Genomic DNA, 25151 nt, shown 5'->3' with positions numbered 1-25151 from the left:
CGGCCGTGCCTACGGCCCTCCTTTCCGACCGGCCCGGCCCCTGTGCCGCGCCCGACCACCTGCGAACCGATCCCGTGAAATTCTTCGTCTCCTGCGCCAAGGGCCTGGAATACCTGCTTGCCGATGAACTGTCGGCCCTGGGCCTTGGCAAGGCCACTGCCACCATTGCCGGCGTCAACGCCGAGGGCGAACTGGAGCAGGCGCTGCGGATCGTGATGTGGTCGCGCCTGGCCAGCCGCGTGCTGTGGCCGATCGACGAATTCGACTGCCCGGACGAGCAGGCCCTGTATGACGGCGTGCGTGCGCTGCCGTGGCACGAGCACATCAAGCCGGAGATGACCCTGGCGGTGGACGCACACGTGTCCGGCGACAAGATCACCCATGCGCGCTTTGCCGCGCAGCGGATCAAGGACGCCATCGTCGACCGCATGCGTGATGAAGGCCTGGAGCGTCCCTCGGTCAACACCGATCTGCCCGATGTGCGCGTCAATCTGTCGCTGCGCAAGGGCCGCGCCTCGTTGTCGATCGACCTCGGCGGTGGCCCGCTGCATCGCCGTGGCTGGCGCGGTGCCGCCCACGAGGCGCCGCTGAAGGAGAACCTGGCCGCCGCGCTGCTGCTGCGCGCGCAGTGGCCGCGCCTGCATGCCGCCGGAGGTGGCCTGCTGGACCCGATGTGTGGCAGCGGCACGCTGCTGATCGAAGGCGCGCTGATGGCCGCCGACGTCGCCCCCGGCCTGATGCGCCATGGCAGCCTGCCGCCGAGCCGTTGGCTGGGCTTCGACAAGGTGGCCTGGAAGGCCATCCAGAGCGAAGCGCGCGACCGCGAAGCCGCTGGCCTGGCCGCGCTGAAGCCGGTCATCCACGGCAGCGACATCGACCCGGCCGCGATCCAGGCGGCACGCGAGAATGCCGAGGTAGCGGGCGTCGCCCACGCGATCCGCTTCACCCGTGCCGACGTTGCCGACCTGGCCGCGCCGGAACAGGAGATCGGTGCCGTGGTCTGCAACCCGCCGTACGACGAGCGCCTGGCCGCCGATCCGGCGCTGTACCGCGCACTGGGCAACGCCCTGCAGAAGGCCGTGCCGCAGTGGCGTGCCAGCCTGCTGTGCGGCAACGATGAGCTGGCCTTTGCCACCGGCCTGCGCGCGGGCAAGAAGTACCAGATGTTCAACGGTGCGCTGGAATGCGCGCTGATCGTCTGCGACCCGATTGCTGTGCCGGGCCGTGATCCGGCACAGCCGCGCGAACTGAGTGAAGGCGCGCAGATGGTGGCCAACCGCCTGCGCAAGAACCTGAAGAAGTTCAAGAGCTGGCGTGCCCGCGAGGACATCACCTGTTTCCGCGCCTATGACGCCGACCTGCCGGAGTACGCGGCGGCCATCGATGTCTACGAGGAAGACGGTGGCAAGCGCCGTACCTTCCTGCACGTGCAGGAATATGCCGCACCGGCCGCGATTCCGGAGAACGATGTGCGCCGCCGCCGCAACGAACTGCTGGCCGCTGCGCGTGAAGTGTTCGGCGTGCCGCCGGAGCAGGTCTCGATGAAGTCGCGCGAGCGCGGCAAGGGCGGCAGCAAGTACGGCCGCTTCGAGCAGCGCGACGAGTTCATCGTGGTGCGCGAGAACCACGCGCTGCTGCAGGTGAACCTGTTCGACTACCTGGATACCGGCCTGTTCCTCGACCACCGCCCGCTGCGCCGGATGATGGCCGAGCAGGTGCGTGGCAAGCGTTTCCTGAACCTGTTCTGCTACACCGGCGTGGCCAGCGTGCAGGCGGCCGTGGCCGGTGCCGCCAGCACCACCAGCGTCGACCTGTCGGCAACTTACCTGCAGTGGTGCTACGACAACCTGGCGCTGAACGGGCAGGGCGGCAACCAGCACCTGCTGGTGCAGGCCGATGCGATGGCCTGGCTGGAAGGCGACCGTGGCCAGTACGACGTGATCTTCTGTGATCCGCCGACGTTCTCCAACTCTGCGCGCGCCGATGACTTCGACGTGCAGCGCGAACAGCTGAAGCTGCTGCGTGCGGCCGTGGCGCGGCTGGCACCGGGGGGCGTGCTGTATTTCTCCAACAACTTCCGCCGCTTCAAGCTGGAGGAGAACGCCATCGCCGAATTCGCCCAGTGCCGTGAAATCACCGCGCGCACCATTGGTCCGGATTTCGAGCGCAACGCGCGCATCCACCGCGCGTGGGAGTTGAAGCGGTTGGGGTAACGCGACGCCCGGGGTCGGATCCCCTGCGCGAAGCGCAGGGGCTCTGACCCCATCCGGATCTACGTACCAGGGGTCAGAGCCCTTGCGCTGCGCGAAAGGGATCCGACCCCGGTGGCTCCTACAGCACCGCCACCACCAGCCCGAGCACCGGCAACGCGATCGCCAGCGGCGCAATCCACATTGGCCGGTACGGGTACAGCCCGAACGACAGCAGCACGCCGCCCAGGGTCATCGTGCCCAGCCACAGCACCGGGCCCATCGCCCAGCCGTGGTCGGTCACGCACAATGCGAACGCAGCCGTCAGCAGGGCCCAGCCCAGCACCCGCCACTGGGTGCGGCGTGCCGGCGTCGCCGCCGCCTTGCCGTGCAGGTCGTGCTGGTGCTTTTCCATCGCCAGCGACAGCGCGGTGAACGCGGAGAACGACAGTGCCAGTGCCAGCAGCATCATGCGCTGGCCTCCGCTTCGGCGGCTTCGGCGGCGTCCACCGGCGCCTTGGGTGCAGCCGCAGCGGCGGCACGCTTCTTCTTTTCGGCCGCGCTCAGCGGTGGCGTCCAGCGCTGCATGCGCCAGCCGCACAGCGCCAGCATCGCACCGAAGGCGATCATCGACAGATCGACGCCGGCCAGTACCCAGTCACCGTTGCGCAGGGTGACGCCAAGATGCGCATGCGTGGTCAGCGCATTGACCACCGGCACCAGTGCGAACGCAGCCGCACCCAGGTACAGCTGCCAGGCCCACATCACCCGCTTCGGCCAGATGAAGGCGGCCAGCAGCGCGCCGCCCCAGGCATAGAAGAACACGTTGGCCTCCGCACTTGAGCGCTCGGCGATGTCCAGCGGCAGCAGGCGGTTGCCCCAGAAGTAGGCGGCGAAGGCGATCGGCAGGCCGGCCACGGTACCGATGTTCAGCGCATCCACCAGGCGCAGGCCGAAGCCGGTACGGCCGCTCTTGGCATGCTTGGGCCGCTCCTTCACCGCCCACAGCACCACGCCGCTGGCGACCATCAGGCAGCCGACCAGGCCGGACAGGAAGAACAGGGCACGCAGTCCCCAGTCGGCAAAACGCGCCAGGTGCAGGCCGTACAGCACGCCACGGGTGGCGGTGGCGCCGCCGGAAGGGGGCGTTTCTTCCAGCAGGGTGCCGTTGACCATGTCGTAGCGCAACGCTGGCGTGTCGGTGGACAGGCGCTTGCCGTCGCGCTGGCGGATGTCGATCACCGCATTGGCTGCGCCGGGGTTGGACACGGTGAAACCGGCCACTTCCACGCCGTGCCAGTGCGCACGCGCACTGTCCAGCAACTGCGCGATCGGCAGTGGCGTGGCACGGCCCTCGGCGGGCGCGGTCACCTCCGGCATGCCGCCGAAGGCTTCGCTGAAGAATCTGTCCTCATCCTGCGGGTAGGCGACTTTTACCCCCCACGGCAGGTACATGATCATCAGGGTGACGATGCCGGTGTAGGTGATCATCGCGTGGTACGGCAGCGCCATCACCGCGCTGACGTTGTGGAAATCGAGCCAGGAACGCAGGCCCTTGTCCTTGCGGAAGGTGAAGAAGTCCTTGAAGATTTTCTTGTGGGTGATGACGCCGGTGATGATCGCCACCAGCATGAACATCGCGCAGAACCCCACCAGGTAGCGCGCCCACAGCACCGGGATGTAGTGCAGGTCGAAATGCAGGCGGTAGAAGAAATCACCGCCACGCGTTTCGCGCGCCTTCAGTGCCTGGCCGGTGTTCGGGTCCAGCGTGGCATCGCCGAAGCCACCGCGGCGGCCGCGGCTGGGGTCGGCCAGCTCCGGTGGCAGCCGCCAGAACATCTGCATCGCCGGGTTGCGCGGCTGCGGCAGGGTGACGAACCAGTTCTCGGCCTGCGCCGCATTGGCCTGCAGGTAGTCCACCGCACGCTGTGCGGCCACGTCGATGCTGACATTGCTGGATGGCAGCTCGGGACGCATCCAGCGGCTGATTTCCTCGCGGTAATAGCTGGCGGTGCCAGCCATGAAGATCAGCAGCAGCAGCCAGCCGACCAGCAGGCCGGTCCAGGTGTGCAGCCAGGCCATCGACTGGCGGAATCCGTTCTTCATGCCCAGGCTCCCATCAGGCGTGCAATGGCCACCATCAGCAGGGTCGGGGCGAGGATGCCGGCCCAGGCGCGCAGCGCGCTGCGGGTGGCGAACGCCCACAGCGCCGCGCAGGCAGCCATCAGGATGGCCAGCAGCATGCCGGTCAGCACGGTCTGGCCGCGTGCGCCGGGCAGCGCCACCGCGCAGAACACACTGGTGGCCGAGGCCAGTGCATAGCCGCCGAAGATCGCAGCCAGAGAGCGCGACAGCACGCCCCAGCGCGGGTTGGAGAAGAAGGTGCGGCGGCTGGCGGTTGCGGGCGAGCGGTCCACGGCGTTCCTGCAGGTTTCAGTGAAAGGGAACCGGTGCACCGCAGCGCACCGGGGTGGCCATCCCTGGCCAGGCAGCGGTCGCAGAACCGTTGCCATCCATCCAGGGTCAGGGCTTCCAGTGCAGCGTCATCGTCACGCGGCGTGGTTCGCCCCAATACACGCCGTTGTGGAAACCGACGTTGTTCTGGCGGGCGACGACCGTCACCGACTGCGGCGTCTCGCGCAGCGACAGGTCGAGCCTGGTCGCACTGCGCGCGCCCTTCACCGTAGAGCTGTCGGGAATCTCGCCGTCGGCGGTCACCTTCGCGGTGTCCAGCGTGCGCGCGGAGGATTCGGCAGTGCCGTCGGCGTGGGCCAGCGGAGCGATCATCAGTGCGGTCACGGCCAGGGCCAGCAGAGTAGGGCGAGGTGGGTTCAGCGGCGTTGCCATCGGTGCGATTCCATGCAGGACGAAACAGGCAATGGAATGCGCGGATGCAGCAGCAGGGCGCTCCGCGCCCGTCGCCCAGCGAGTCCCATCGACGGTGCGCCACCCGCGCTGGCGGGCGACCCGGTAGTCGGGGGATGTACACGGGCGAAGGGGCGGCCAGGTGCGTACCTGTGTGCCCCGCTTGGCTAAGCGTACAACCGATTAGCAAATGATAGGCATTCGCATTTCGTTAATCAAGCGTGACGGCTGACCACGTTCCGGGCGGCGCGAATCGGACGGCCGGGGGCGCGTCTAGAACCTGAACACTACGGTTGCCGCATGCAGCAGCAGGCCGATCAGCCCGCCGACCAGCGTGCCGTTGAAACGGATGAACTGCAGGTCGCGACCTACGCTCAGTTCCAGCTGCTCGACCAGGTGCCGCTCGTCCCAGCCCTTCACGGTCTGTGCGATATGGGTGGTCACGCCCTCGCGCAGGCGGCCGGTCAGGCGCTGCGCACCTTCCAGCAGGTGCTGGTTGAGGGCCTCGCGCAGGGCCGGGTCGGCCTGCAGGCTGCTGCCCAGTGATGCGAGGCTGCGCTGCAGGTGGCCGACCAGCGCCGAGTCTTCGCGTTGCAGGTCGGCGCGCAGGCTGGCGTGGATGCGTGCCCACAGCCCTTGCACGTAGTCCTGCAGGGCGGGGTGGTCGATCATTTCCTGCTTGAGCTGTTCGATGCGCTCGGCCAGCGCCGGGTCCTCGCGCAGGCGCTGCACGTAATTCTGCAGCCAGGTCTCGTAGTCCTGGCGCAGCGGATGTTGCGGCTCGGCCAGTACCTGCTGCAGTTCTTCCAGCACCGCCCGCGCCAGGCGCTCGGCCAGGCTGTCGCCGATCTCGTCGATCGGCTTGACCCAGTTCACCGTGCTCGACAATGTCGGCCATTCGCGCTGGATATAGCGCACGATCAACTGCGAGGCGCGTTCCTTCACCTCCGGTTGTTCCAGCCAGCGCCCGAGCCGCTGCAGGCCCTCGTCCAGCACGCGCTGGTGGCGTCCATCGGCGGTCAGCAGGGCCAGCAGTTCACCGGCAGTGGCGGCGGCATTCCACTGCCGCAGCTGCTGCACCACGAAGGCATGCAGCTGCCGGCGCACCGCGGTTTCGTCGAAGAAGTCCAGTGCCTGCAGGGCCCAGCCGCGGGCCATGTCGGCCAGCATGCGCGAGCGTGCCGGGTCGGCCAGCCAACTGCCGAGGCGGCTGGCGGGATCGAACACCTGCAGCTTGGCCAGCAGCACGCCCGGTTCCAGGAACTGGTCGCGCACGAACAGCGCCAGGCTGTCGCCGATGCGTTCCTTGCTGCGCGGGATGATCGCAGTGTGCGGAATCGGCAGGCCCATCGGCCGCCGGAACAGGGCAACGACCGCGAACCAGTCGGCCAGTGCACCGACGGCCGCCGCCTCGCAGAAGGCCGAGACCCAGGCCCATATCCCGCGCTCGCCCTGCCAGTGGCTGACCGCGAATCCGGCCAGCATCAACAGCAGCAGGCCCAGCGCGAGGGCTTTCAGGCGCCGCAGTTGTGCGCGGCGCGGGTCATTGGCAGGCGTCATGCCGGAAGTCTAACCGTACGCCGGTGACGCCTGCCTATAGAGCCGAGCCCATGCTCGGCTGCCTTGCGCGCGTCAAACAGCAGCCGAGCATGGGCTCGGCTCTACAGCGGCGTTTCGCAAGACGCATCGGTGGCGCCGGGCCATGCCCGGCGCTACCCCCTCGTTACAGCGCTTCCAGCTGCTTGCGCAGCGCAGCCAGCTGCGCGCGCAGGGTGTCGTTCTCGCGAGTCAGCGCGACCACGCGGCGGCGCAGTGCCGGTGCATCCTCACCCAGCTGCTCCAGCGCCGACAGCACCTCGGCATCGCGGCTGGCCACCTCGTCGTCGTTGGGTTCCTCGAAATCCATCCCGGCCGCTTCCGGCTTCGGCGCGCGCGGCTTGCGCTTGGACTCGCGCACGCGCTTGGCGGCCTGCTTCAGCTCGTCCTTGCCACCGGCGGCGGCAGCGCGCTGTTCTTCTTCGGGCAGGTCGGCCACCGCCGCAGCCGCACTGATCGAGATGACGCCCGCCTTCACCGCTTCCACCACCTCGGCCGCGGCCTGGGCATGGATGCGTTCGATCATGCCCACCTGGCTGGTGCTCAGCTTGGCTTCGCGGGCCAGCTCGGCACGGCTGATCTTCGGTGCCGGCTCCCATGGCGGGCTGTCTTCCCCGCCCTCATCGGCAACTTCGGCGGTTCCATCGCTCTCGCGCTGCAGCTGTGCCTGCTCGACCTGCTTGCGGGCGGCCAGAATGTCGCGCTTGCGCAGTGCCAGCACGCCACGCTGGAAATCGGACACGCTGCGGCGGCCCAGGTGCTGCTCGATCATCCACAGATGCACGTCTTCCATGCTCTGGAAGCGGGTGTTCTGCACGGTATTGAACGGCAGGCCATGCTTCTGGCAGATGCCGAAGCGGTTGTGGCCATCGACCAGCACCTCGCCCCACAGCACCAGCGCATCGCGGCAGCCTTCGGCCAGGATGCTGCGCTCCAGCGCATCATGTTCGTCCGCAGTCAGCGGGTCGATGTAGGCCTTGAGTTCTTCTTTGACGACGATATCCATGGGCACGGCAGCGAGCAGGAGCGGAACCGCCCATTGTACCCGCTCGCCACCGCCGGCCCGGGCTCAGGCGGTGGCCCGGATCATCTCGCCCAGGGTGCCGGTGATCTGGTCGATCTGCGCCTTGTCCACGATCAGCGGCGGCGACAGCGCGATGATGTCCCCCGTGCAGCGCACCAGCAGCCGGCCGTCGTGGAAGCAACGCCGGAACACCTCGTAGCCGCGGCTGCCGGGGGCATCGCGGCGCGGCGCCAGCTCGACCGCGCCGACCAGCCCGAAGTTGCGGATGTCGATCACGTTGGGCAGGCCCTGCAGTGCATGCAGCCGTTCCTGCCAGTATTCGCCCAGCTCGATGGCGCGCTCGAACAGGCGCTCCCCGGCATAGACATCCAGCGTCGCCAGCGCTGCGGCGCAGGCCAGCGGGTGGCCGGAATAGGTATAGCCATGGAACAGCTCGATGGCCTGGGGCGGCGCCTGCATCAGCCCGGCATGCACGGCATCGGCCACCAGCACGCCGCCCAGGGGCACCGCGCCGTTGCTGACCGCCTTGGCGAAGGTCAGCAGGTCCGGGGTGACCCCGAAGCGCTGCGATGCGAACGGCATGCCAACCCGGCCGAAGCCGGTGATGACCTCGTCGAACACCAGCAGGATGCCGTGCTGGTCGCACAGCTCGCGCAGGCGCTGCAGGTAGCCGGGCGCGGGCAGGATGACCCCGGCGGAACCGGCAATGGGCTCGACGAATACCGCCGCGATGGTCGAGGCATCGTGCAGCGCGATCAGTCGTTCCAGGTCATCGGCCAGCTCCGCACCCTGGCGTGGCAGGCCCTTGCTGAATGCATTGCGCTGCAGATCCAGGGTGTGCCGCAGGTAGTCGACGCCGCCCAGCTGCAGGCCGAACGGCTTGCGGTTGTTGGGCAGCCCCCCCAGCGCCATGCCGCCGAAACCGACCCCGTGGTAGGCCTTCTCGCGGCTGATGAAACGGGTGCGCTGGCCCTCGCCACGCTGGCGGTGGTAGGCCAGCACGATCTTCATCGCGGTATCCACCGCCTCGGAGCCGGAACTGGTGAAAAACACATGGTTGAGTGGGGCCGGGGCCAGCGCGGCCAGCCGCTGCGCCAGCGCGAAGGCCGGCGGCGAGCCCATCTGGAAGGCCGGCGAGTAGTCGAGCGTGCGTGCCTGCTCGACGATGGCCTCGACGATGCGTGGGCGCGCATGGCCGGCGTTGCAGCACCACAGGCCGGCGGTGCCGTCGAGGATCTGGCGGCCGTCGGCATCCTCGTAGTGCATGCCTTCGGCGCGTACCAGCAGGCGCGGTGCCGCCTTGTACTGGCGGTTGGCGGTGAACGGCATCCAGTACGCGTCCAGTGACTCGGGGCGCTGGGTGGCCAGGTCGTGCAGGTCGCTCGCGGGATGCTTCATGCCAGCTCCGTCGGGTCCGATGCGACGAATGTAGCGCAGCCGCGTCACGGCGGAGTCGCGGCCACGCCGGTATAACCGGGGAAACTGTTCCGAGGAGCCCGACATGGCCGACTTTCCCGACCGCAGTCACTGGCAGGCACTCTCCCTTCAGCTGTCGATGCCCGGCCAGGCCTTCATCGATGGCCGCTACACCGACGCCGCCAGCGGCGCCCGATTCGAATGCATCAGCCCGATCGACGGCCGCGTGCTGGCGGCGGTCGCCGACTGCGACGCGCAGGACGTGGAGCGCGCAGTGCAGGCGGCGCGCCGGTCTTTCGAGGCCGGCCACTGGTCGCAGGCCAGCCCGGCCCATCGCAAGCGCGTATTGCTGGCGCTGGGGGCACTGGTGGAAACGCACGCCGACGAGCTGGCCCTGCTGGAAACCCTGGACATGGGCAAGCCGGTGCGGGATGCGTGCCGCATCGACCTGCCCGGCGTGGTGCGCTGCCTGCGCTGGACTGCCGAAGCGGTGGACAAGCTGTACGGCGAGGTCGCGCCCACCGGCCCGCACGAGCTGGGGCTGGTCACGCGCGAGGCCGCTGGCGTGGTGGCGGCCATCGTGCCGTGGAATTTCCCGCTGCTGATGGCCTGCTGGAAGATCGCGCCTGCATTGGTCATGGGCAATTCGGTGGTGCTCAAGCCGTCCGAGCGCTCGCCCTTGAGCGCGTTGCGGCTGGCCGCGCTGGCCGCCGAGGCGGGCCTGCCGGACGGTGTCCTGAACGTGCTGCCGGGCCACGGTGCGCGCGTCGGTGAACCGCTGGCCCTGCACATGGATGTGGACGTGCTGGCCTTCACCGGTTCAACCGCCACCGGTGCGAAGCTGCTGCAGTACTCGGGGCGATCCAACCTCAAGCGGGTCTGGCTGGAGTGTGGTGGCAAGAGCCCGCATGTGGTGTTCGCCGACGCCCCCGACCTGGACGCCGCCGCCAGGGCCGTGGCACAGGGCATCTTCTTCAACCAGGGCGAAGTCTGTACAGCCGGCTCGCGGCTGCTGGTACAGCGCTCGATCCGCGAGGATTTCGTGCACCAGGTGGTCGCCTACGGCCAGCGCATGCAGCCGCAGCATCCGCTGCAGGCCGATGCGCCGATGGGCGCGCTGGTTGATGCCGCGCATCTGGACAAGGTGATGGGCGATATCGCACGCGCCGAAAGCGAGGGCGCCCGGTTGCTGATGGGCGGGCGGCGTGCCGAGGTGGAAGCTGGCGGCAGCTATGTGCAGCCCACCGTGTTCGACCAGGTGCGGCCAGAACAGGCATTGGCACGCGAGGAAGTGTTCGGGCCGGTGCTGGCCGTGCTCGGTTTCGAGGACGAGGCCGAAGCGGTGCGCGTGGCCAACGACAGCCGCTACGGCCTGGCCGCCGGCCTGTGGACGCGCGATCTCGGCCGCGCCCATCGCGTCGCGCGCCAGCTGCGCGCCGGCAGCGTATGGGTCAACGGCTGGGATGGCGGCGACATGACCGCCCCCTTCGGTGGTTACAAGCAGTCCGGCAACGGCCGCGACAAATCGCTGCATGCGTTCGACAAGTACAGCGAGATCAAGGCCACCTGGATCCAGCTCTAGCAACACCCGGCTGCGCGCCCATCGGTAGAGCCGAGCCATGCTCGGCTGCATTTGGCGAGCAGCAGCCGGGCATGTTCGCGCCCATCGGTAGAGCCGAGCCCATGCTCGGCTCTGCAGAAGAGCGGCTGCACGTCGCGATCGGTGTCGGCTGAAACCATCGCCCCGTGCGACCACCGCCCCGTGGCAGAATCGGGCGATCCGCCGTTACCCGTGTTGCCGATGTCGACGATCACCGCTGCCGCGCCGCCCGTGAATTCCCCCCGTCGTGTGCTGCTGGCCAGCCTGATCGGCACCACCATCGAGTTCTTCGATTTCTACATCTACGCCACCGCTGCGGTGCTGGTGTTTCCGCACCTGTTCTTCCCGGACAGCAGCGAACAGGCGGCCCTGCTGCAGTCCCTGGCAACGTTCGCGGTGGCCTTCATCGCGCGCCCGGTCGGCTCGGCAGTGTTCGGCCACTTCGGAGACCGCATCGGCCGCAAGGCCACCCTGGTAGCAGCGTTGCTGACCATGGGCGTGTCCACGGTGCTGATCGGCCTGCTGCCGACCCATGCGCAGATCGGGCTGTGGGCGCCGGCGCTGCTGGCGCTGTGCCGCTTCGGCCAGGGCCTGGGGTTGGGCGGGGAGTGGGGTGGGGCGGTGCTGCTGGCCACCGAGAACGCACCGCCTGGCAAGCGCGCCTGGTACGGCATGTTCCCGCAGCTGGGCGCGCCGCTGGGCTTCCTGTTGTCGGCCGGCATCTTCCTGGTGCTGGGCCGTTGCCTCAGCCAGGACGACTTCCTGCAGTGGGGCTGGCGCATTCCGTTCGTGGCCAGCGCGCTGCTGGTCGGCCTCGGCCTGTGGGTGCGGCTGAACATCCACGAGACCCCCGACTTCAAGAGGGCGCTGGAGCGCAAGGCGCCGGTGCGGCTGCCGATGCTGGCGGTGCTGCGTGACCATCCGGTGCCGATGCTGCTGGGAACGCTGGGCGCCTTCGCCACCTTCGTGCTGTTCTACCTGATGACCGTGTTCAGTCTCGGCCACGGCACGGCGGTGCTGGGCTACAGCCGCGAGCAGTTCCTGCTGATGCAGATGGCCGGCATGCTGTTCTTCGCGCTGGGCATCCCGCTGTCGGCACGCTATGGCGACCGCTGGGGCACGCGTCGCACCATGATCGTCGCCAGCGTGCTGATCATCGGCTTCGGCGTACTGTTCGCGCCGTTGTTCCAGCCGCACAGCCCATGGCTGGTCACCGCCTTCCTGTGCCTGGGCCTGTTCCTGATGGGCCTGACGTATGGCCCCTGCGGCACCTCCCTGGCCGAGATCTACCCGGTGGAGGTGCGCTACACCGGTGCATCGCTGTCATTCAACCTGGCCGGTATCCTCGGGGCCGCACCTGCGCCCTACCTGGCCACCTGGCTGGCCGAGCGCTTCGGCCTGGTCGCGGTGGGCTACTACCTTTGCCTGACCGCGGTTGCCACCCTGTGCGCGCTGGTGGCACTGCACCGGCGTGCGCTGCGGCTCAACCAAAGAAGCGCTTGAGCGTACGACCCAGCCAGCCACCACCCTGGTGTTCGCGGGCGAACTGGTTCAGGTGCGCCTTGACCTGTTCGGCATAGGCCTGGTCGTCACCGCGGATGTGGTTGAACAGCCAGCGTGAGAGCATGGTGCGCAGCTCGTCGCTGATGTCCTCGCCGGCCTGGAAGCGCATGCGGTACTCCGATACCCGCTTGATGAAGACCTCATGCACGCGCTTGTGCGCGGCACAGAACGGGTAGCCCGCTTCTTCCATCAGCTCTTCCTCGAACGCGAAGTGCGACATGGTGTAGTCCACCACCTCATCGATCACTTCACCCACCGCGGCACGCTGCATGCTGGCCTGGGCCACATGCAGGTGGTTGAGCATCTCGATGATGCGGCGGTGTTGTTGGTCGATCACATCGATGCCGATGTTCAGATCGTCCTGCCAGACCAGTAGTGCCATCCCCGGCTCCCCTTCATGCGTATGTCGGGGCCGACTGTAGATCCGCCGCGCGTGGGCGGCGTTGATCTGGATCAAAGCGTGCCGCTCAGGGCAGGGCGGGCTCGCGTGGACGCAGCGGGCTGGCCACCGTGGTGCAGCTGACCCGGTTGCGGCCACCGGCCTTGGCCAGGTACAGCTGGCGGTCGGCCTCGGAGATCAGCCGGTGCAGCGCATCGCGCTGCGGGCGCAGGCAGCACAGGCCGATACTGACCGTCATGCGCAGGGTGGCGGTGCCGATGTCCACTTCCAGCGCGGCGATGCGCTGGCGCAGTTCCTCGAAGTACAGCAGCGCCTCGTCCTGTTCCATGTCCGGCACCAGCAGGCAGAATTCCTCGCCGCCGAACCGCGCGATCAGGTCATGGCTGCGTGCATGCGCGGCCACCGCGCCGGCCACCGCGCGCAGCGCATCGTCGCCGGCTTCGTGGCCGTGGGTGTCGTTGATGTGCTTGAAGTGGTCGATGTCGATCATCGCCACCGCCACGCACTGGCCGTGCAGCTGGAGCTGCGGCAGCTGGCGCTGGCTCTGCTCCAGGAAGAAGCGCCGGTTGGGCAGGCCGGTGAGGAAATCGCGGGTGGCCAGGTCCTGCAGGGTGCCGATCAGTTCCAGCTGATCCACGTTCTGCGAGACACGGCAGAAGAATTCCTCGCGCGAGAATGGCTTGCGCAGGAAATCGTTGGCACCGTTCTTCAGGAAGCGCGGGATCAATGAGGCGTCGGTATTGCCGGAGATGCCGATCACTGCCACCTTGTCGCGCGAGCGCAGGGTGCGCAGGCGGCGGGTGAACTCCACGCCCTGCATGCCCGGCATCTCCTGGTCGACCACGGCGAGGCGGATCGCAGGATGCGCTTCGATCGCAGCCAGGCCCTCGTTGCCGTCGGCCGCTTCGTGCACCTCGTGCCCATACATGCGCAGCAGGGCGGCGGCATAGCCGCGCGCGGAAGGCGAATCGTCCACCACCAGTGCCGCGATGCGACGGTTGCGTTCCAGGCGCTGCACCAGCCACACCAGGTAGTCGATGCTGCCCGGCGTATTCTTCAGCACGTAGTCGATGATCTGCTGCTGCAGCACGCGCTTGCGCAGGTCCTCGTCGTAGACGCCGCTGACCACCACCGTCGGCAGGCCGCGCTTGAGGAAGAACTCGACCACCGCATCGCGGTCGCCGTCGGCCAGGACCAGCCCGGTCAGCACCAGGAACCAGCCCCCACCTTCGCTGAGCAGGCGGTCGGCCTCGGCCAGGGTGGACGCGATCACCACCGGCAGTTCCAGGCGCTGCTCGATGGCTTCGCGCAGCATGCCGGTGAACGCACGGGAGTTTTCGACCAGCAGGATCCGCTGTGGCAGCGGATCGGCCAGGTCGCCATCGACGGCGGCCTGCGGCAGGACGGGCATGATGCGGTGGCTCACGAGGGAGGGGCTCGGCACGGATAGCGGCGGTTTCGGGCGCAACTTTAGGCTGATGCACCAAACGGTGCACGCCACGCAGGGGAGGTCGGAGCTAGGCGAACCTGGTGCGCAGCGCGTTGCCACCCTGGAGCAGGGACGGCAGGGCTTCGCTGAGTAAGATCGTGACTCGATGGCGGCGGCATTGCAGCACGCCGTCGTAGGCGATCAGGCGTCCACCGAGCCGATCAATCAGTGCAGCTTCAGTGGCCGACGCCAGTGGGCGGTCGCGATCCAGCAGTGCGATGTTCAACATGATGCCGCGACGCCGGCCGAGCCTGCCGCTACGCGCCTGGAGTTGCATCTGCCCCGGCTCATGACTCAGCATCACCGGCACTGCATCGATCAATAGGCGATAGGCTGATAGTTGCAGGCCCACGCTCAACTGGCAGGGGTCGCCGGAGAATTGTGGTCGACTCATGCGGCCGGTGGAGTCCCAACCGTCGCGTACGCCGCTGGCTTGCAGGCTGAGGTAGAGTCCGATCTGCTCAATTGCGGTCGGATAGACCATGCTGGCCTGTTGGCGGAATTGCCATGAATGCGCTGCAGATGTCTGAACCAGATCTGCTGCGATATCGCGGTGGCCATGGGTCTTGAGCCAGGCAACGACACCTTGCACCGATATCTCCATGCCGTCGCCGATTGATTTCAGCTCCAGTGCCCGTGAGCGCAGAGCCTGTTCACCAGCCAGGTGCGAGGCGCGCGCCAGCTTTGCCATGTTCCGGCCACTATCTTCATGCTCCTGGTACTTGCGTTGGTAGTGGCTGATGCCGGAGCCCAGTGCGAGCAGCGCGACGCTTATTACGCAGAGACTCTGCTGCGTGGAAAAGGCTCCGAGGTCGAACGAAGCGGGTAGCCCAGTGCTTGGCGTGGATGCGAGCACGATCAGGTTCAGTAGCGGCACTGCGATCGCAGCACCGCGCCAACCATGCAGGAAGGCAAGTGAGATTGCCGGGAGTGAAGCCATCAGGACGAGTTGCTCACGGAGGGTGTTGGCCGAAGCCGGTGTCAGCTTCATTGCCAATCCAAGCGCCATGATCAGCGCAATGGCTGTGGCGGTGACGGCAACGAAGCGGGTGCTCCATCCTGGTTCGGAGTGACGTCGCAGCCAGAGCAATGCCAGTGGGGCAAGCGTAAGGACGCCGGTGGTCTGGCCGAGCAGAGTGCGTCCCACCTGTTCGAGCATCATTTCCGGGTCCGGGCCTGGCCACAGCAGGCGCGCAAGCCCCATGTTCAGCAGGCTGACGGCAATGCCTGCGGAGAACGACAGGGAGAGCAGCCATAATCCGCCTGCGGTGGGGATGTGTCTGCGATGGAAATGCACGATCAGCATTGCCGCAGGCATCAGGCCAATCGAGCCGAGAATGACCCAGGCCAGCCCATGGGTTGTCGCCATCGGCATTCGAATCTGCGCGAAATAGGCGTATTCACCCAGCAGCAGATAGGGCCACAGACGCGAAGGTGTCAGCAGAAGTGCGGCAATCCGCACGCCCGCGGGGAGGTAGAACTGGTCAAGCGACATCTGACGGGTGACCAGGCAGGCGACGGCATAAGCGGCGGCGATGAACAGGCCTGCGGGACGGATGCGAACGTCTACCTGGATTCCATCCTTCCACCAGCTCACTGTTGATCTCCCCGGCTCAGTTGAGACGCTTTGTCTCGCCGCTACATGACGTGACCTGCGCGAAGGTATCGACAGACGGCAACCCGTGCAACGGCCTGGTGGCAGCGCCCCGGGGGAACTCTGGTCAGGATGCATACGATGGCACCCCCATTGGCGCGTCGGTATGCTGGGAATATCTGGGCTTTGGCTGTTTCTGTGGACGATTCCATCCGGTCAAGAAGTGGCGTTGCTCGCTTCGGCCGAGGTCAACGCGGAGCGCCTGGATGCAGTACCTCAATTCAACCATGGAGATGCCTGTGAGATTTTCCCGATTTTCCGTTGCGGCGACGACTGCAGTCCTGCTGTCCATGCCGATGCTGGCTTTGGCTTCCTGCTGCACGACCGGTGGCAATGGTATTCAGACGGCCAACGCCGGCCTGGGCGAAAGCCAGCCTGTTGCCGTCAATTCGAGTTTGGATCCGGCCTGGTTTGTCTATGCCTTCCAGCGCGATGGTGTGACGTACTACCAGGTCAATGATTCTGCGGGCCAGGTGGTGCTGATCATCGCCAATATCGATTCCACGTTCTGGACCCTGCCGGCCGGCAGTGCATCGGTACGTGTCTCGCTGCCGTCGCAGCGGTTGGTGGTGCCGGCGACGGCGCGTAAGCGCCTGGTGTTCCAGGCATCTGACTTCTCGTTGATCCTCCATGGGGAAGGTCAGGCGGCAATCTGGTCCGTCGAGCCTGCCGCCGGCGGAAAGTGAAGCACGCGGGTTGGCGGGCAGGATGCCTGCGGCGGCGTTGAACCGCCGCAGGCTACTGTGTCCTGCCGACGCTGCTGGTGCGTGCTGGTGGTGCTGCGAATCAGTACTTGGCCGGCATATTTGCCGGCGCAACGACCTGCGGCTGTATGCTCTCGCCCTGCATCGCGAGCGGGGCATCTCGCATGACTATCCGGATCCGGTTGCCCAGGCAGTCCACTGAGCCGGAGTAGGCCTGTGTACGTGCCGAGAGACGGTCAGTTGCCAGATTCACGGTTGTGGATGCCAACGTGCTCCTGCGGTCCAGCAGCGCCACTGTGATCAGGATTCCCTTGTGCCGTCCCGAACGCCCGCAGCGTGCACGCAGCTGGATCTGGCCCCGTTCTTCCTTGAGCAGGAGAGACACGGACTCGGCCAGGGCGCGGTAGGCCGCCAGCTGCAGCCCCATGCTCAGCTGGCAGGGATCACCCTGGAGTACCGGGCGGACCACGCGATGGCTGTCTTCCCAGGCTTCGCTCAATCCCCCTGCCTGAAGGGCAACATAGAGCCCGGCGTGTTCGAGTTCGGTGGGATAGACCATGCTGGTCAGCTCACGAAATTTGCGTGAGCGTGAAGAGAACGTTCGCAGAAGGTCGATTGCCGGCCCTTCCTGGCCGTGTGTCCTGAGCAGCTTCAGTGTTTCGTCGAGGGCTGCTTCAATCTCGTCGGCAACCCTGCGCAGGCCGAGGGCCCGTTCGCGCAGGTCCATTTCACTGGCAAGATGAGCCGAGCGCGAGAGCAGGGTGGTCTGTGGCTCCTGTACCCGCGCTGGAGCGGGCGCGTGCTGATGGTACTGATGGGTGATGCGGGAGCCGAGAGCCAGCAGGGTCGTCCCGGTGATCGCGATGATCTGTTGCGTGAAGAAGGTCGTCTGGTCGAATGACCCAGGCAGGCCGGTGCTGGGCATGGTCACGCTGAGAATCATGTTCATCAGCGGCACGCCTACAGCGGCACCGCGCCAGCCATGAAGGCATGTCAGTGCAATCACCGGCAACGTCATCAGCAATTGCAGGATCGCGCGCGCAGAGTCATCGCGCGCGCCGGCCGTGGCGATAAGGACGCTGAGCGCACACAGTGCGCAGAGCGCTACTATCGTCGGGCGCAGCCGCCAGGCTGACCAGTCGTAGCCGCTATGGCGGCGGATCCACAGCAGGGCAAGCGGCGCCACGGTCAAGATGGCGATGTAGTCACCCAGCACGAAGAGCGCTGCATTGGTGTAGAACGGCATGGACGGCGGGACCGGCCACAGCGCGTGGGAGAGGCCGAGCTTGAGGGCGCTGGCGATCAGCGCCGCTGATGCCGCGACGGAAAGCAGCCAGCTCTCGCTGATGGATCCCATCGCCTTGCGGTGGAGATGGACGATCAGTGCGACAGCCGGCATCAGGCACGCTGACCCAAGGATCACCCAGCTCATCCCGTACTCATCGATCATGGGATAGCGCAGCTGTGCGAAGTACGCGTACTCCCCCAAAACAAGGTATGGCCACAGCCGTGGCGGGCACAGCAGCAGGGCGGCGACACGGATGCCGGCCGGCAGAAAGAACTGATCGACGGAGAAGTGACGCGCCCCCCAGCAGGCGACGGCATACAGCAGAGCAAGAGCGAGGCCGACCGGTCGGATACGGAAGCTCAGTTCAAATCCACTCTTCAACCAACTCAAACTCAAGCCTCCCTTGCTCGTCCCGCGCTATCGCAGTCCCGGCGACACCGAATGCATCCTTCAGGCTCGACAGTATCGGTTGATACCGATGGGCGCAATCTCATGAACTGCAGCGGTGCCTGGCGACCTGTCGCCAACGGCAAGGCGCCTCCAATGGACGTCACCAGGAAGTTGTGAAGTCCATCCCAGTTCATGGGCCTACTGCCCGTTTGGCGCGGGTGGTCCAATGGCGCCGGGCCTGCGGCGCGGGTCCTGTTCACGTTCCGGAAAGGGCTCTGCGTGCGGGGTGTCTACCGCCTCGACAAGCAGCATCCGGATGCGATTGCGCCGACACTGCAGCGTGCCGCGATAGGCCAGCACGCGGCCTGCCAACTGGCCATTGACCGAGTCCATTGTCGTCTGCGCAAGGGATTGGCGTGGGTTGAGCATTCCGGCGATGAGCATGATGCCTTGCTCCTTTCCAAGACGGCCGCAACGGGCCCGAACGACGAGCTGCCCCGTTTCGCTTCCGAGCAGAATGGAAACGGCTTCGACGATCGAACGGTAGGCTGCCAGCTGCAGGCCAGCGCTGAGCTGGCAGGGGTCACCCATCAACCAGGGCGAGGTCACGCGATGACTGTTGCCCCAGGCCTCGCGTACACCACCTGCCTGTAGCGCCACATACAAGCCCAGTCGTTCCAGGGCGGCGGGATAGATCATGCTGGCCTGGGCCCGGAACAGGCGTGAATGCACCTCCGAGGTATGCCGCAGGCTGTCAGCCACGGCGTGATGGCCCTGCGCATGCAGCCAGTTCACCATTTCGTTCAGCGACAGGTCCATGCCATCGCCCAGCTGGCGCAGGTGCGCAGCGCGTTCGCGCAGATCCATTTCGCTGGCCAGCTGTGAGCTTCGTGCAAGCCGCAGGGCCGCTTTCCCGTCTTCCTCACGCAGCCGGTGCTGATTCTGGAAGTGGGTGATGCGTGCGCCCAGCAGCAGCAAGGCTACGCTGGCGATGGCCATGGCCTGTTGGGTGGCGAAGGTTGCGGCATCGAACGCGTCTGGACGATCGGCCGGGGTGCTCAGGCCCAGGATCATGTTCACGGCGGCAACGCCAATGGCGGCTCCACGCCACCCCAGCAGGCAGGTCAGGGCGATTGCCGGAATCGGCAGGATGAGCAGCAGCTGCAGCGAGCCCGGGGCCGTGATCGACGTAGGTACTGGAGTCGCCTGCAGGCCGATGACCAGCATCGCCCCCACTGCCGCAGCTATGGCTGCAACGGATCGGGCTGACCATTTTTCCTCTGTCCGCCGGATCCATAGCAGCGCCAGTGGCGCCAGGATCACGATGCCGATGAAGTCGCCCAATGCATAACGCAACACGTTGGTGAGAAATGGCGTTTCACGCAATGGTGGCCAAAGCAGGTGGGAGATACTCAGATTGAGCAGGCTGATGGCTATCGCCGTGCATACCGCAATGGAAATGACGCCCACGACGGTGGTGCGTGCCAGCAGCTTCCGGTGCAGCTGCACGATCAGCATCACGGTAGGCATCAGGAAAACCGATGCGCAGATCACCCAGGTCAGGCCGTACTTGCCCAGCAAGGGAATGCGCAGGTGCGCGAAGTAGGCGTATTCACCAATCAGCAGATAAGGCCAGAGACGAGGTGGGCACAGCAGCAGCGCGGCCACCCGTACGCCGGCAGGAAGGAAGAACTGGTCCAATGACAGCTTGCGCGCGCCCCAGCAGGCGAGGGCATAGAGCAGCGCCAGCGCCAGCCCTTCGGGGCTGACCCGTATCCTCACCAGCAGACCGTCCTTCCACCACTGCATCCACATGCTCCCCAGCGCCTGCACCGATTATGTGGCTGGAAAGGGTCCCGCTACCACAATGCATCCCGCAGCTTGTACCACGACATCGCCGCCACCAGCAGCGGCGTGCGCAGCAGCCGCCCACCCGGGAAGGGCGCATGCCGCAGGCGCTGGAACACATCCAGGCGCTCGCTCTGGCCGGCAATCGCGGCGGCGATGACCTCGCCGGCCAGCCCGGCGGCGGCCACCCCATGGCCGGAGAACCCCTGCGCGAAGTACAGGTTGCCGTCCAGCCGGCCCCAATGCGGGGCGCGGTTGCGGGTGATGTCCACATAGCCGCCCCAGACCTGGTCCAGTGCCACATCGGACAGCTGCGGGAACACCTGGTGCATGCGCCGCTGCATTACCCCACGCAGGCCGGGTGGGGGCAGCGCCGAGTAGCTGGCGCGGCCGCCAAACAACAGCCGGTGGTCATGGCTGAGGCGGAAATAGTCCAGTGCCCAGGCGGTGTCGGCCACGGCCATGTCGTTGCCGATCAGGGCGCGGGCGCACTCGGCACCCAATGGCTCGCTGGCGCCGATATAGGTGCCGACCGGCATGATCCGCCGTTCCAGCTCGGGCAGCAGGCCCTGCAGCCAGGCATTGCCGGCCACCACCAGATGCGTGGCGCGTACGCTGCCCTGCGCGGTGTGCAGGGTGGGCTGCGGCCCGCGCTGCACGCGGGTCACCGTGGAATGCTCGTGGATCACCACGCCGGCCGCGCGCGCCGCATCGGCCAGGCCGCGCGCATAGGCCAGCGGGTGCAGGTGCGCACTGAGCGGATCGAACATTGCGGCGCGGTAGCGCGGGCTGTCCAGCTGCGCGCGCAGGGCATCCCGGTCCCACCACTGCATGGGGTAGTCGTAATGGCGTTGCAGGTGCTCGCAGTTGGCCCGCAGCTCGCGCTCATGGCGTTCGCGGATGGCGACGCTGGCGTGGCCTTCCACCCAGTGGCAGTCGATGCCGTGGCGGTCGATGCGCGCACGCATCGCCTGCACCGCATCGCGTGACCAGTCGAACAGGTGGCGTGCATCATCACGGCCGAGCTGCCGTTCCAGCTCGTCCACCTCGCAGCCATAGCCGACCAGCGCCTGGCCACCATTGCGGCCGGACGCGCCCCAACCGATCCGCTGCGCTTCCAGCACCACCACGCGCTGGCCACGCGCGGCCAGTTCCAGGGCTGCGGTCAGGCCGGTATAGCCGGCGCCCAGCACCGCGACATCGGCCTGTACATCCCCCTGCAACGAGGGCAGGGCGGGCGGCTCGGGCAGGCTGGCGGCATACCAGCTGGGCGGGAAGGCGGCGCTCACTGCAGGCCTCGCGGCTGCAGGGCGGGAGGACGGAGCGGGGCAGGTCGATCAGCGTTCACACCGGTAGTTTCGCCGATGGGTGACGGCTGTGGTGTGACGGCAGCGACTTGCCGCATTCGCCGGGCGACGGGTAACGTGTCGGCACGCCAAGGAGTTTTCCCATGCGCCGCCTGCCCTGGGTGGGCCTGCCCACCGACAGCACCGTGCTCGGCCATCACCGTTTCGCGGTGGCCGGCGAGAAGTACGTGCGCGCGCTGGCCGAGGCGACCACGGTGACCCCGGTGGTGTTGCCGAGCCTGCAGCCACCGCTGCCGGCCGGCGATTGGCTGCAGGGGCTCGACGGCCTGCTGTTGACCGGCGCGGTCAGCAACATCGAACCGCAGCACTACGAAGGCGGACGCAGCTGGCCAGGCAATCCGCATGACCCGGCGCGCGACGCCAATGCCTTCGCGCTGCTGCGGGAGGCGCTGGCATTGGACCTGCCGGTGCTGGCGATCTGTCGTGGCTTCCAGGAGTTGAACGTCGCACTGGGCGGCAGCCTGCATCCGCAGGTGCATGCGGTGCCCGGCCTGGCGGACCATCGTGAAGATCCGCAGGCGCCAGTGGACGTGCAGTATGGGCCGGCACATGCGGTCACGCTGGCCGCCGATGGCTGGCTGTCGCAGTGGCAGGGTGGCGACCGCGTGCAGGTCAATTCGGTGCACGGGCAGGGCATCGCCCGCCTTGCCGAAGGCCTGCAGGTCGAGGCCCGGGCCGATGACGGGCTGGTCGAGGCCGCACGCAGCCTGCACCATGGTTTCGTGCTCGGCGTACAGTGGCACCCGGAGTGGCGTGTCATGGAGACGCCGTTCTATCACGCTATTTTCCGTGCGTTCGGCCAAGCTTGCCGGCAGCACCAACAGAACCGACTGGATTCCCGATGAGCTCCCGAACGCGCCCGCGCAAGACGGCCACGCCCCCCGCGCCGCAGGAAAGCACCCTGCTGCGCTGGCTGAAGGAGCGGCGTATCACCGAGGTGGAATGCCTGGTGCCGGACATCACCGGCAATGCACGCGGCAAGATCATTCCCGCCGACAAGTTCTCGCATGACTACGGTACGCGCCTGCCCGAAGGCATCTTCGCGACCACCGTCACCGGCGAGTTCCCTGACGACTACTACGAGCTGACCTCGCCGTCGGACTCGGACATGATGCTGCGCCCCGATCCGGACACGGTCCGGATGGTGCCGTGGGCGGCCGACGCCACCGCGCAGGTCATCCACGATTGCTACACCAAGAACGGCGAGCCGCACGAGCTGGCGCCGCGCAACGTGTTGCGCCGCGTGCTGGCGGCTTACGCCGAACTGGGCCTGCGCCCGGTGGTGGCGCCGGAGCTGGAGTTCTTCCTGGTGCAGAAGAACACCGACCCGGACTTCCCGCTGCTGCCACCGGCCGGCCGCTCCGGACGCCCGGAAACCGCGCGGCAGTCGTATTCGATCGATGCGGTCAACGAATTCGACCCGATCCTCGACCTGATGTACGACTACGCCGATGCGATGAAGCTGGACGTGGACACGCTGATCCATGAATCCGGTGCGGCGCAGCTGGAGGTCAACTTCACCCATGCCGATGCGATGGACCTGGCCGACCAGGTGTTCCTGTTCAAGCGCACCATGCGCGAAGCGGCGATGCGCCACGGGGTGTATGCCACGTTCCTGGCCAAGCCGATGGAAAACGAGCCGGGCAGTGCCATGCACATCCACCAGAGCCTGGTGAGGGTGAGCGATGGCAGCAACGTGTTTGCCGGCGAGACCGATGCCGAGGGCGCGTTCAGCCCGGTGTTCGGCCACTACCTGGGCGGCCTGCAGAAGTACGTGCCGCAGGCGATGGCGTTCTTCGCGCCGAACGTGAATTCCTATCGGCGGCTGGTGTTCGGCGAGGTTTCGCCGAGCAACGTGCACTGGGGCTATGACAACCGCACCTGTGGGCTGCGCGTGCCGCTGGACACGCCGGAGAACATGCGCGTGGAAAGCCGTTTCGCCGGGTCCGATGCAAATCCCTACCTGGCGATGGCCGCGACCCTGGCCTGCGGCCTGCTCGGCATCCGCGAGCGGCTGGCGCCGGATGCGCCGGTGACCGGCAGTGCCAAGGAACTGGGCTACAACCTGCCGCGCTCGCTGGGCGAGGCGCTGGACGGGCTGGAGCAGTGCAGCGAGCTGCAGGCGCTGCTGGGCGAGCGCTTCTGCCGGGCCTACATCTCGGTCAAGCGCAAGGAATACGAGACCTTTTTCCGTGTCATCAGCTCGTGGGAGCGCGAGTTCCTGCTGCTGAACGTCTGAGCCTGCGGAATAGAAAAATCCGCCGCCGGGGGGTAGGCTGGCACCCGTCGCCGGCCCCGCCGGCCCCCCTTCCCGCATTCTGGAGCACCCGATGAAGCTGCGTATCCTCACGCTCGGCCTGGCCTCCGCCATGCTTGCCGCCTGCAGCGGTGGCAACGGCGGCGCGCAGGACAGCCAGGTCCTGAACGTCTACAACTACAGCGATTACATCGCCGAGGACACCATTCCGACCTTCGAGAAGGAGAGCGGGATCAAGGTGACCTACGATGTTTTCGACAGCGATGAGATGGTCGAGACCAAGCTGCTGGCCGGCAACAGCGGCTACGACGTGGTGGTGCCGACCCTGAACTTCTTCGGTCGCCAGATCCAGGCCGGCGTGTTCCTGCCGCTGGACAAGAGCAAGATCCCGAACCTGGCCAATCTCGATCCGGCGGTGATGAAGCGCATCGCCACCCAGGACCCGGGCAACCAGTACGGCGTGCCGTACATGATCGGCACCACCGGCATCGGCTACAACGTGGACATGCTGAAGCAGCGCTTCGGCGGCAGCGCCGACATCGCCAGCAGCTGGGACCTGGTGTTCAAGCCGGAGAACATCAGCAAGATGAAGGACTGTGGCGTGACCATCCTGGACACGCCGGCCGACATGATCCCGATCGCGCTGCATTACCTGGGCCTGGACCCGCACAGCGGCGACCCGGCCGAGCTGCAGAAGGCCGCCGACCTGCTGAAGTCGATCCGCCCGTACGTGCAGAACTTCCACTCCTCGCAGTACGTGGGCTCGCTGGCCAATGGCGGCACCTGCCTGGTGGTCGGCTGGTCGGGTGACATCATCCAGGCCCGCGACCGCGCCGAGGAAGCCAGCAATGGCGTGCATGTGGCCTATTCGATCCCGAAGGAAGGCGCCCCGCAGTGGTTCGACATGCTGGCGATCCCGAAGGATGCCAAGCACCCGGAAGCGGCCTACGCGTTCATCAACTACCTGCTGCAGCCGAAGGTCGCCGCGGCCAACACCAACTTCATCCACTACGCCAACCCGGTGCCGACCGCGACCCCGCTGGTGGATGAGGCGATCCGTACCGACCCGACCATCTATCCGCCGGCCGATGTGGCCGAGAAGATGTTCACCTATTCGATCAACACGCCGGAGACCGACAAGCTCTACACCCGGCTGTGGACCGAGGTGAAGACCGGCCGGTAAGGGCCGGCCTGCTGGCAGGCGGGTGCCGGCTCGGCCCGGTAGGTGCCGACCCGGCCCGGTAGGTGCCGACCCGGCCCGGTAGGTGCCGACCGTTGGTCGGCACGCCTTCCCGGTAGGGCCGACCAACGGTCGGCCCCCACCAGAGCTGTAGATCCCCCCGGCCCGGTGGGTGCAGATCCCCTGGCCCAATGGATGCCGATCCCTCCTGCCCGGTAGGTGCCGATCCCCCCGGCCCGGTGGGTGCCGATCCCTCCTGCCCGGTAGGTGCCGATCCCTCCTGCCTGGTGGGTGCCGACCGTTGGTCGGCACGCATTTGCC

General features: G+C 67.0%; 20 protein-coding genes. 7 read left to right on the top strand and 13 right to left on the bottom strand.

All coding sequences use genetic code 11. The annotated features are described in order from the left end of the window. Window positions 1–74 precede the first annotated feature (74 nt). Window positions 75–2213: a bifunctional 23S rRNA (guanine(2069)-N(7))-methyltransferase RlmK/23S rRNA (guanine(2445)-N(2))-methyltransferase RlmL gene (rlmKL, locus tag B9Y64_RS00790; protein ID WP_100439103.1), complete on the top strand. Its 2139-nt coding sequence runs from the start codon at window positions 75–77 to the stop codon at window positions 2211–2213. A gap of 118 nt (window positions 2214–2331) precedes the next feature. On the opposite strand, the gene B9Y64_RS00785 is transcribed toward rlmKL, so the two are convergent. The 7 genes from B9Y64_RS00785 to B9Y64_RS00755 form a co-directional block, all read right to left on the bottom strand. Further along, window positions 2332–2661, bottom strand: a complete 330-nt coding sequence (locus B9Y64_RS00785) for a DUF3325 domain-containing protein (RefSeq protein WP_100439102.1) — start codon at window positions 2659–2661, stop codon at window positions 2332–2334. Beyond that, entirely contained in the window at window positions 2658–4295 is a 1638-nt protein-coding gene (locus B9Y64_RS00780; RefSeq protein WP_100439101.1) for a PepSY-associated TM helix domain-containing protein, read from the bottom strand. Before B9Y64_RS00780 ends, B9Y64_RS00785 begins: the two co-directional genes overlap by 4 nt. Continuing rightward, entirely contained in the window at window positions 4292–4606 is a 315-nt protein-coding gene (locus B9Y64_RS00775) for a DUF3649 domain-containing protein (RefSeq protein ID WP_100439100.1), read from the bottom strand. The genes B9Y64_RS00780 and B9Y64_RS00775 overlap by 4 nt, the downstream gene beginning before the upstream one ends. Window positions 4607–4712: 106 nt before the next feature. Beyond that, complete coding sequence (locus B9Y64_RS00770) at window positions 4713–5036, bottom strand: hypothetical protein (protein WP_238379824.1); 324 nt, start codon at window positions 5034–5036, stop codon at window positions 4713–4715. Window positions 5037–5327: 291 nt separating this feature from the next. Continuing rightward, entirely contained in the window at window positions 5328–6614 is a 1287-nt protein-coding gene (locus tag B9Y64_RS00765; protein ID WP_100439099.1) for a DUF445 domain-containing protein, read from the bottom strand. A 163-nt stretch (window positions 6615–6777) separates the two neighbouring features. Then, complete coding sequence (locus tag B9Y64_RS00760) at window positions 6778–7656, bottom strand: plasmid replication/partition related protein (protein WP_100439098.1); 879 nt, start codon at window positions 7654–7656, stop codon at window positions 6778–6780. Between the two features lie 63 nt (window positions 7657–7719). Next, the gene (locus tag B9Y64_RS00755; protein WP_100439097.1) at window positions 7720–9072 is read right to left on the bottom strand and encodes an aspartate aminotransferase family protein; all 1353 of its coding nucleotides are present in this window, start codon (window positions 9070–9072) and stop codon (window positions 7720–7722) included. 103 nt (window positions 9073–9175) lie between these two features. On the opposite strand from B9Y64_RS00755, the gene B9Y64_RS00750 reads away from it, so the two are divergent. Beyond that, window positions 9176–10672, top strand: coding sequence for an aldehyde dehydrogenase (locus B9Y64_RS00750; protein ID WP_100439096.1), 1497 nt, complete (start codon window positions 9176–9178; stop codon window positions 10670–10672). Window positions 10673–10900: 228 nt separating this feature from the next. Further along, a complete protein-coding gene (locus B9Y64_RS00745) occupies window positions 10901–12193 on the top strand; it encodes an MFS transporter (RefSeq protein WP_413482834.1) in 1293 nt (430 codons plus the stop codon). Here the strand turns inward: B9Y64_RS00745 and B9Y64_RS00740 are convergent. From B9Y64_RS00740 to B9Y64_RS00730, 3 genes are all read right to left on the bottom strand, one after another. Beyond that, window positions 12174–12635 (bottom strand): bacteriohemerythrin, encoded by a 462-nt coding sequence (locus tag B9Y64_RS00740; protein ID WP_004151683.1) that lies wholly within the window; start codon window positions 12633–12635, stop codon window positions 12174–12176. The two genes, B9Y64_RS00745 and B9Y64_RS00740, sit on opposite strands and share 20 nt — an antisense overlap. Before the next feature lie 85 nt (window positions 12636–12720). Continuing rightward, complete coding sequence (locus tag B9Y64_RS00735) at window positions 12721–14064, bottom strand: diguanylate cyclase (RefSeq protein WP_100439872.1); 1344 nt, start codon at window positions 14062–14064, stop codon at window positions 12721–12723. A 106-nt stretch (window positions 14065–14170) separates the two neighbouring features. Beyond that, complete coding sequence (locus B9Y64_RS00730) at window positions 14171–15739, bottom strand: MASE1 domain-containing protein (protein WP_100439094.1); 1569 nt, start codon at window positions 15737–15739, stop codon at window positions 14171–14173. A gap of 263 nt (window positions 15740–16002) precedes the next feature. Here B9Y64_RS00730 and B9Y64_RS00725 point away from each other — a divergent pair, with 263 nt between their 5' ends. Next, the gene (locus B9Y64_RS00725) at window positions 16003–16482 is read left to right on the top strand and encodes a hypothetical protein (RefSeq protein WP_100439093.1); all 480 of its coding nucleotides are present in this window, start codon (window positions 16003–16005) and stop codon (window positions 16480–16482) included. Window positions 16483–16582: 100 nt separating this feature from the next. On the opposite strand, the gene B9Y64_RS00720 is transcribed toward B9Y64_RS00725, so the two are convergent. The 3 genes from B9Y64_RS00720 to B9Y64_RS00710 form a co-directional block, all read right to left on the bottom strand. Then, entirely contained in the window at window positions 16583–18178 is a 1596-nt protein-coding gene (locus B9Y64_RS00720) for an MASE1 domain-containing protein (protein WP_100439092.1), read from the bottom strand. A 198-nt stretch (window positions 18179–18376) separates the two neighbouring features. Then, entirely contained in the window at window positions 18377–19987 is a 1611-nt protein-coding gene (locus tag B9Y64_RS00715) for an MASE1 domain-containing protein (protein ID WP_100439871.1), read from the bottom strand. 50 nt (window positions 19988–20037) lie between these two features. Further along, window positions 20038–21315, bottom strand: a complete 1278-nt coding sequence (locus B9Y64_RS00710) for an NAD(P)/FAD-dependent oxidoreductase (protein ID WP_100439091.1) — start codon at window positions 21313–21315, stop codon at window positions 20038–20040. Between the two features lie 161 nt (window positions 21316–21476). Here B9Y64_RS00710 and B9Y64_RS00705 point away from each other — a divergent pair, with 161 nt between their 5' ends. The 3 genes from B9Y64_RS00705 (at window position 21477) to B9Y64_RS00695 (ending at window position 24833) form a co-directional block, all read left to right on the top strand. Beyond that, entirely contained in the window at window positions 21477–22238 is a 762-nt protein-coding gene (locus B9Y64_RS00705) for a gamma-glutamyl-gamma-aminobutyrate hydrolase family protein (RefSeq protein WP_100439090.1), read from the top strand. Beyond that, window positions 22235–23632 (top strand): glutamine synthetase family protein, encoded by a 1398-nt coding sequence (locus B9Y64_RS00700; protein ID WP_100439089.1) that lies wholly within the window; start codon window positions 22235–22237, stop codon window positions 23630–23632. The genes B9Y64_RS00705 and B9Y64_RS00700 overlap by 4 nt, the downstream gene beginning before the upstream one ends. Window positions 23633–23723: 91 nt before the next feature. Further along, window positions 23724–24833: a polyamine ABC transporter substrate-binding protein gene (locus B9Y64_RS00695; protein ID WP_100439088.1), complete on the top strand. Its 1110-nt coding sequence runs from the start codon at window positions 23724–23726 to the stop codon at window positions 24831–24833. The last annotated feature ends 318 nt before the right edge of the window (window positions 24834–25151 follow it).

Origin of the sequence: Stenotrophomonas maltophilia, from assembly GCF_002799245.1 — a bacterium.
Classification (GTDB): domain Bacteria; phylum Pseudomonadota; class Gammaproteobacteria; order Xanthomonadales; family Xanthomonadaceae; genus Stenotrophomonas; species Stenotrophomonas maltophilia_S.
The sequence above is the reverse complement of the archived record's forward strand: the minus strand, read 5'-3'. Positions and strand labels throughout refer to the sequence as shown.

What these genes read in the sequence shown, in the direction of transcription:
- B9Y64_RS00760 (WP_100439098.1), bottom strand. Translation starts at nt 7,656, where the DNA reads ATGGATATCGTCGTCAAAGAAGAACTCAAGGCCTACATCGACCCGCTG.
- B9Y64_RS00765 (WP_100439099.1), bottom strand. Translation starts at nt 6,614, where the DNA reads ATGACGCCTGCCAATGACCCGCGCCGCGCACAACTGCGGCGCCTGAAA.
- B9Y64_RS00705 (WP_100439090.1), top strand. Translation starts at nt 21,477, where the DNA reads ATGCGCCGCCTGCCCTGGGTGGGCCTGCCCACCGACAGCACCGTGCTC.
- B9Y64_RS00785 (WP_100439102.1), bottom strand. Translation starts at nt 2,661, where the DNA reads ATGATGCTGCTGGCACTGGCACTGTCGTTCTCCGCGTTCACCGCGCTG.
- B9Y64_RS00735 (WP_100439872.1), bottom strand. Translation starts at nt 14,064, where the DNA reads ATGCCCGTCCTGCCGCAGGCCGCCGTCGATGGCGACCTGGCCGATCCG.
- B9Y64_RS00780 (WP_100439101.1), bottom strand. Translation starts at nt 4,295, where the DNA reads ATGAAGAACGGATTCCGCCAGTCGATGGCCTGGCTGCACACCTGGACC.
- B9Y64_RS00750 (WP_100439096.1), top strand. Translation starts at nt 9,176, where the DNA reads ATGGCCGACTTTCCCGACCGCAGTCACTGGCAGGCACTCTCCCTTCAG.
- B9Y64_RS00755 (WP_100439097.1), bottom strand. Translation starts at nt 9,072, where the DNA reads ATGAAGCATCCCGCGAGCGACCTGCACGACCTGGCCACCCAGCGCCCC.
- B9Y64_RS00740 (WP_004151683.1), bottom strand. Translation starts at nt 12,635, where the DNA reads ATGGCACTACTGGTCTGGCAGGACGATCTGAACATCGGCATCGATGTG.
- B9Y64_RS00695 (WP_100439088.1), top strand. Translation starts at nt 23,724, where the DNA reads ATGAAGCTGCGTATCCTCACGCTCGGCCTGGCCTCCGCCATGCTTGCC.
- B9Y64_RS00715 (WP_100439871.1), bottom strand. Translation starts at nt 19,987, where the DNA reads ATGCAGTGGTGGAAGGACGGTCTGCTGGTGAGGATACGGGTCAGCCCC.
- B9Y64_RS00725 (WP_100439093.1), top strand. Translation starts at nt 16,003, where the DNA reads ATGCAGTACCTCAATTCAACCATGGAGATGCCTGTGAGATTTTCCCGA.
- B9Y64_RS00700 (WP_100439089.1), top strand. Translation starts at nt 22,235, where the DNA reads ATGAGCTCCCGAACGCGCCCGCGCAAGACGGCCACGCCCCCCGCGCCG.
- B9Y64_RS00770 (WP_238379824.1), bottom strand. Translation starts at nt 5,036, where the DNA reads ATGGCAACGCCGCTGAACCCACCTCGCCCTACTCTGCTGGCCCTGGCC.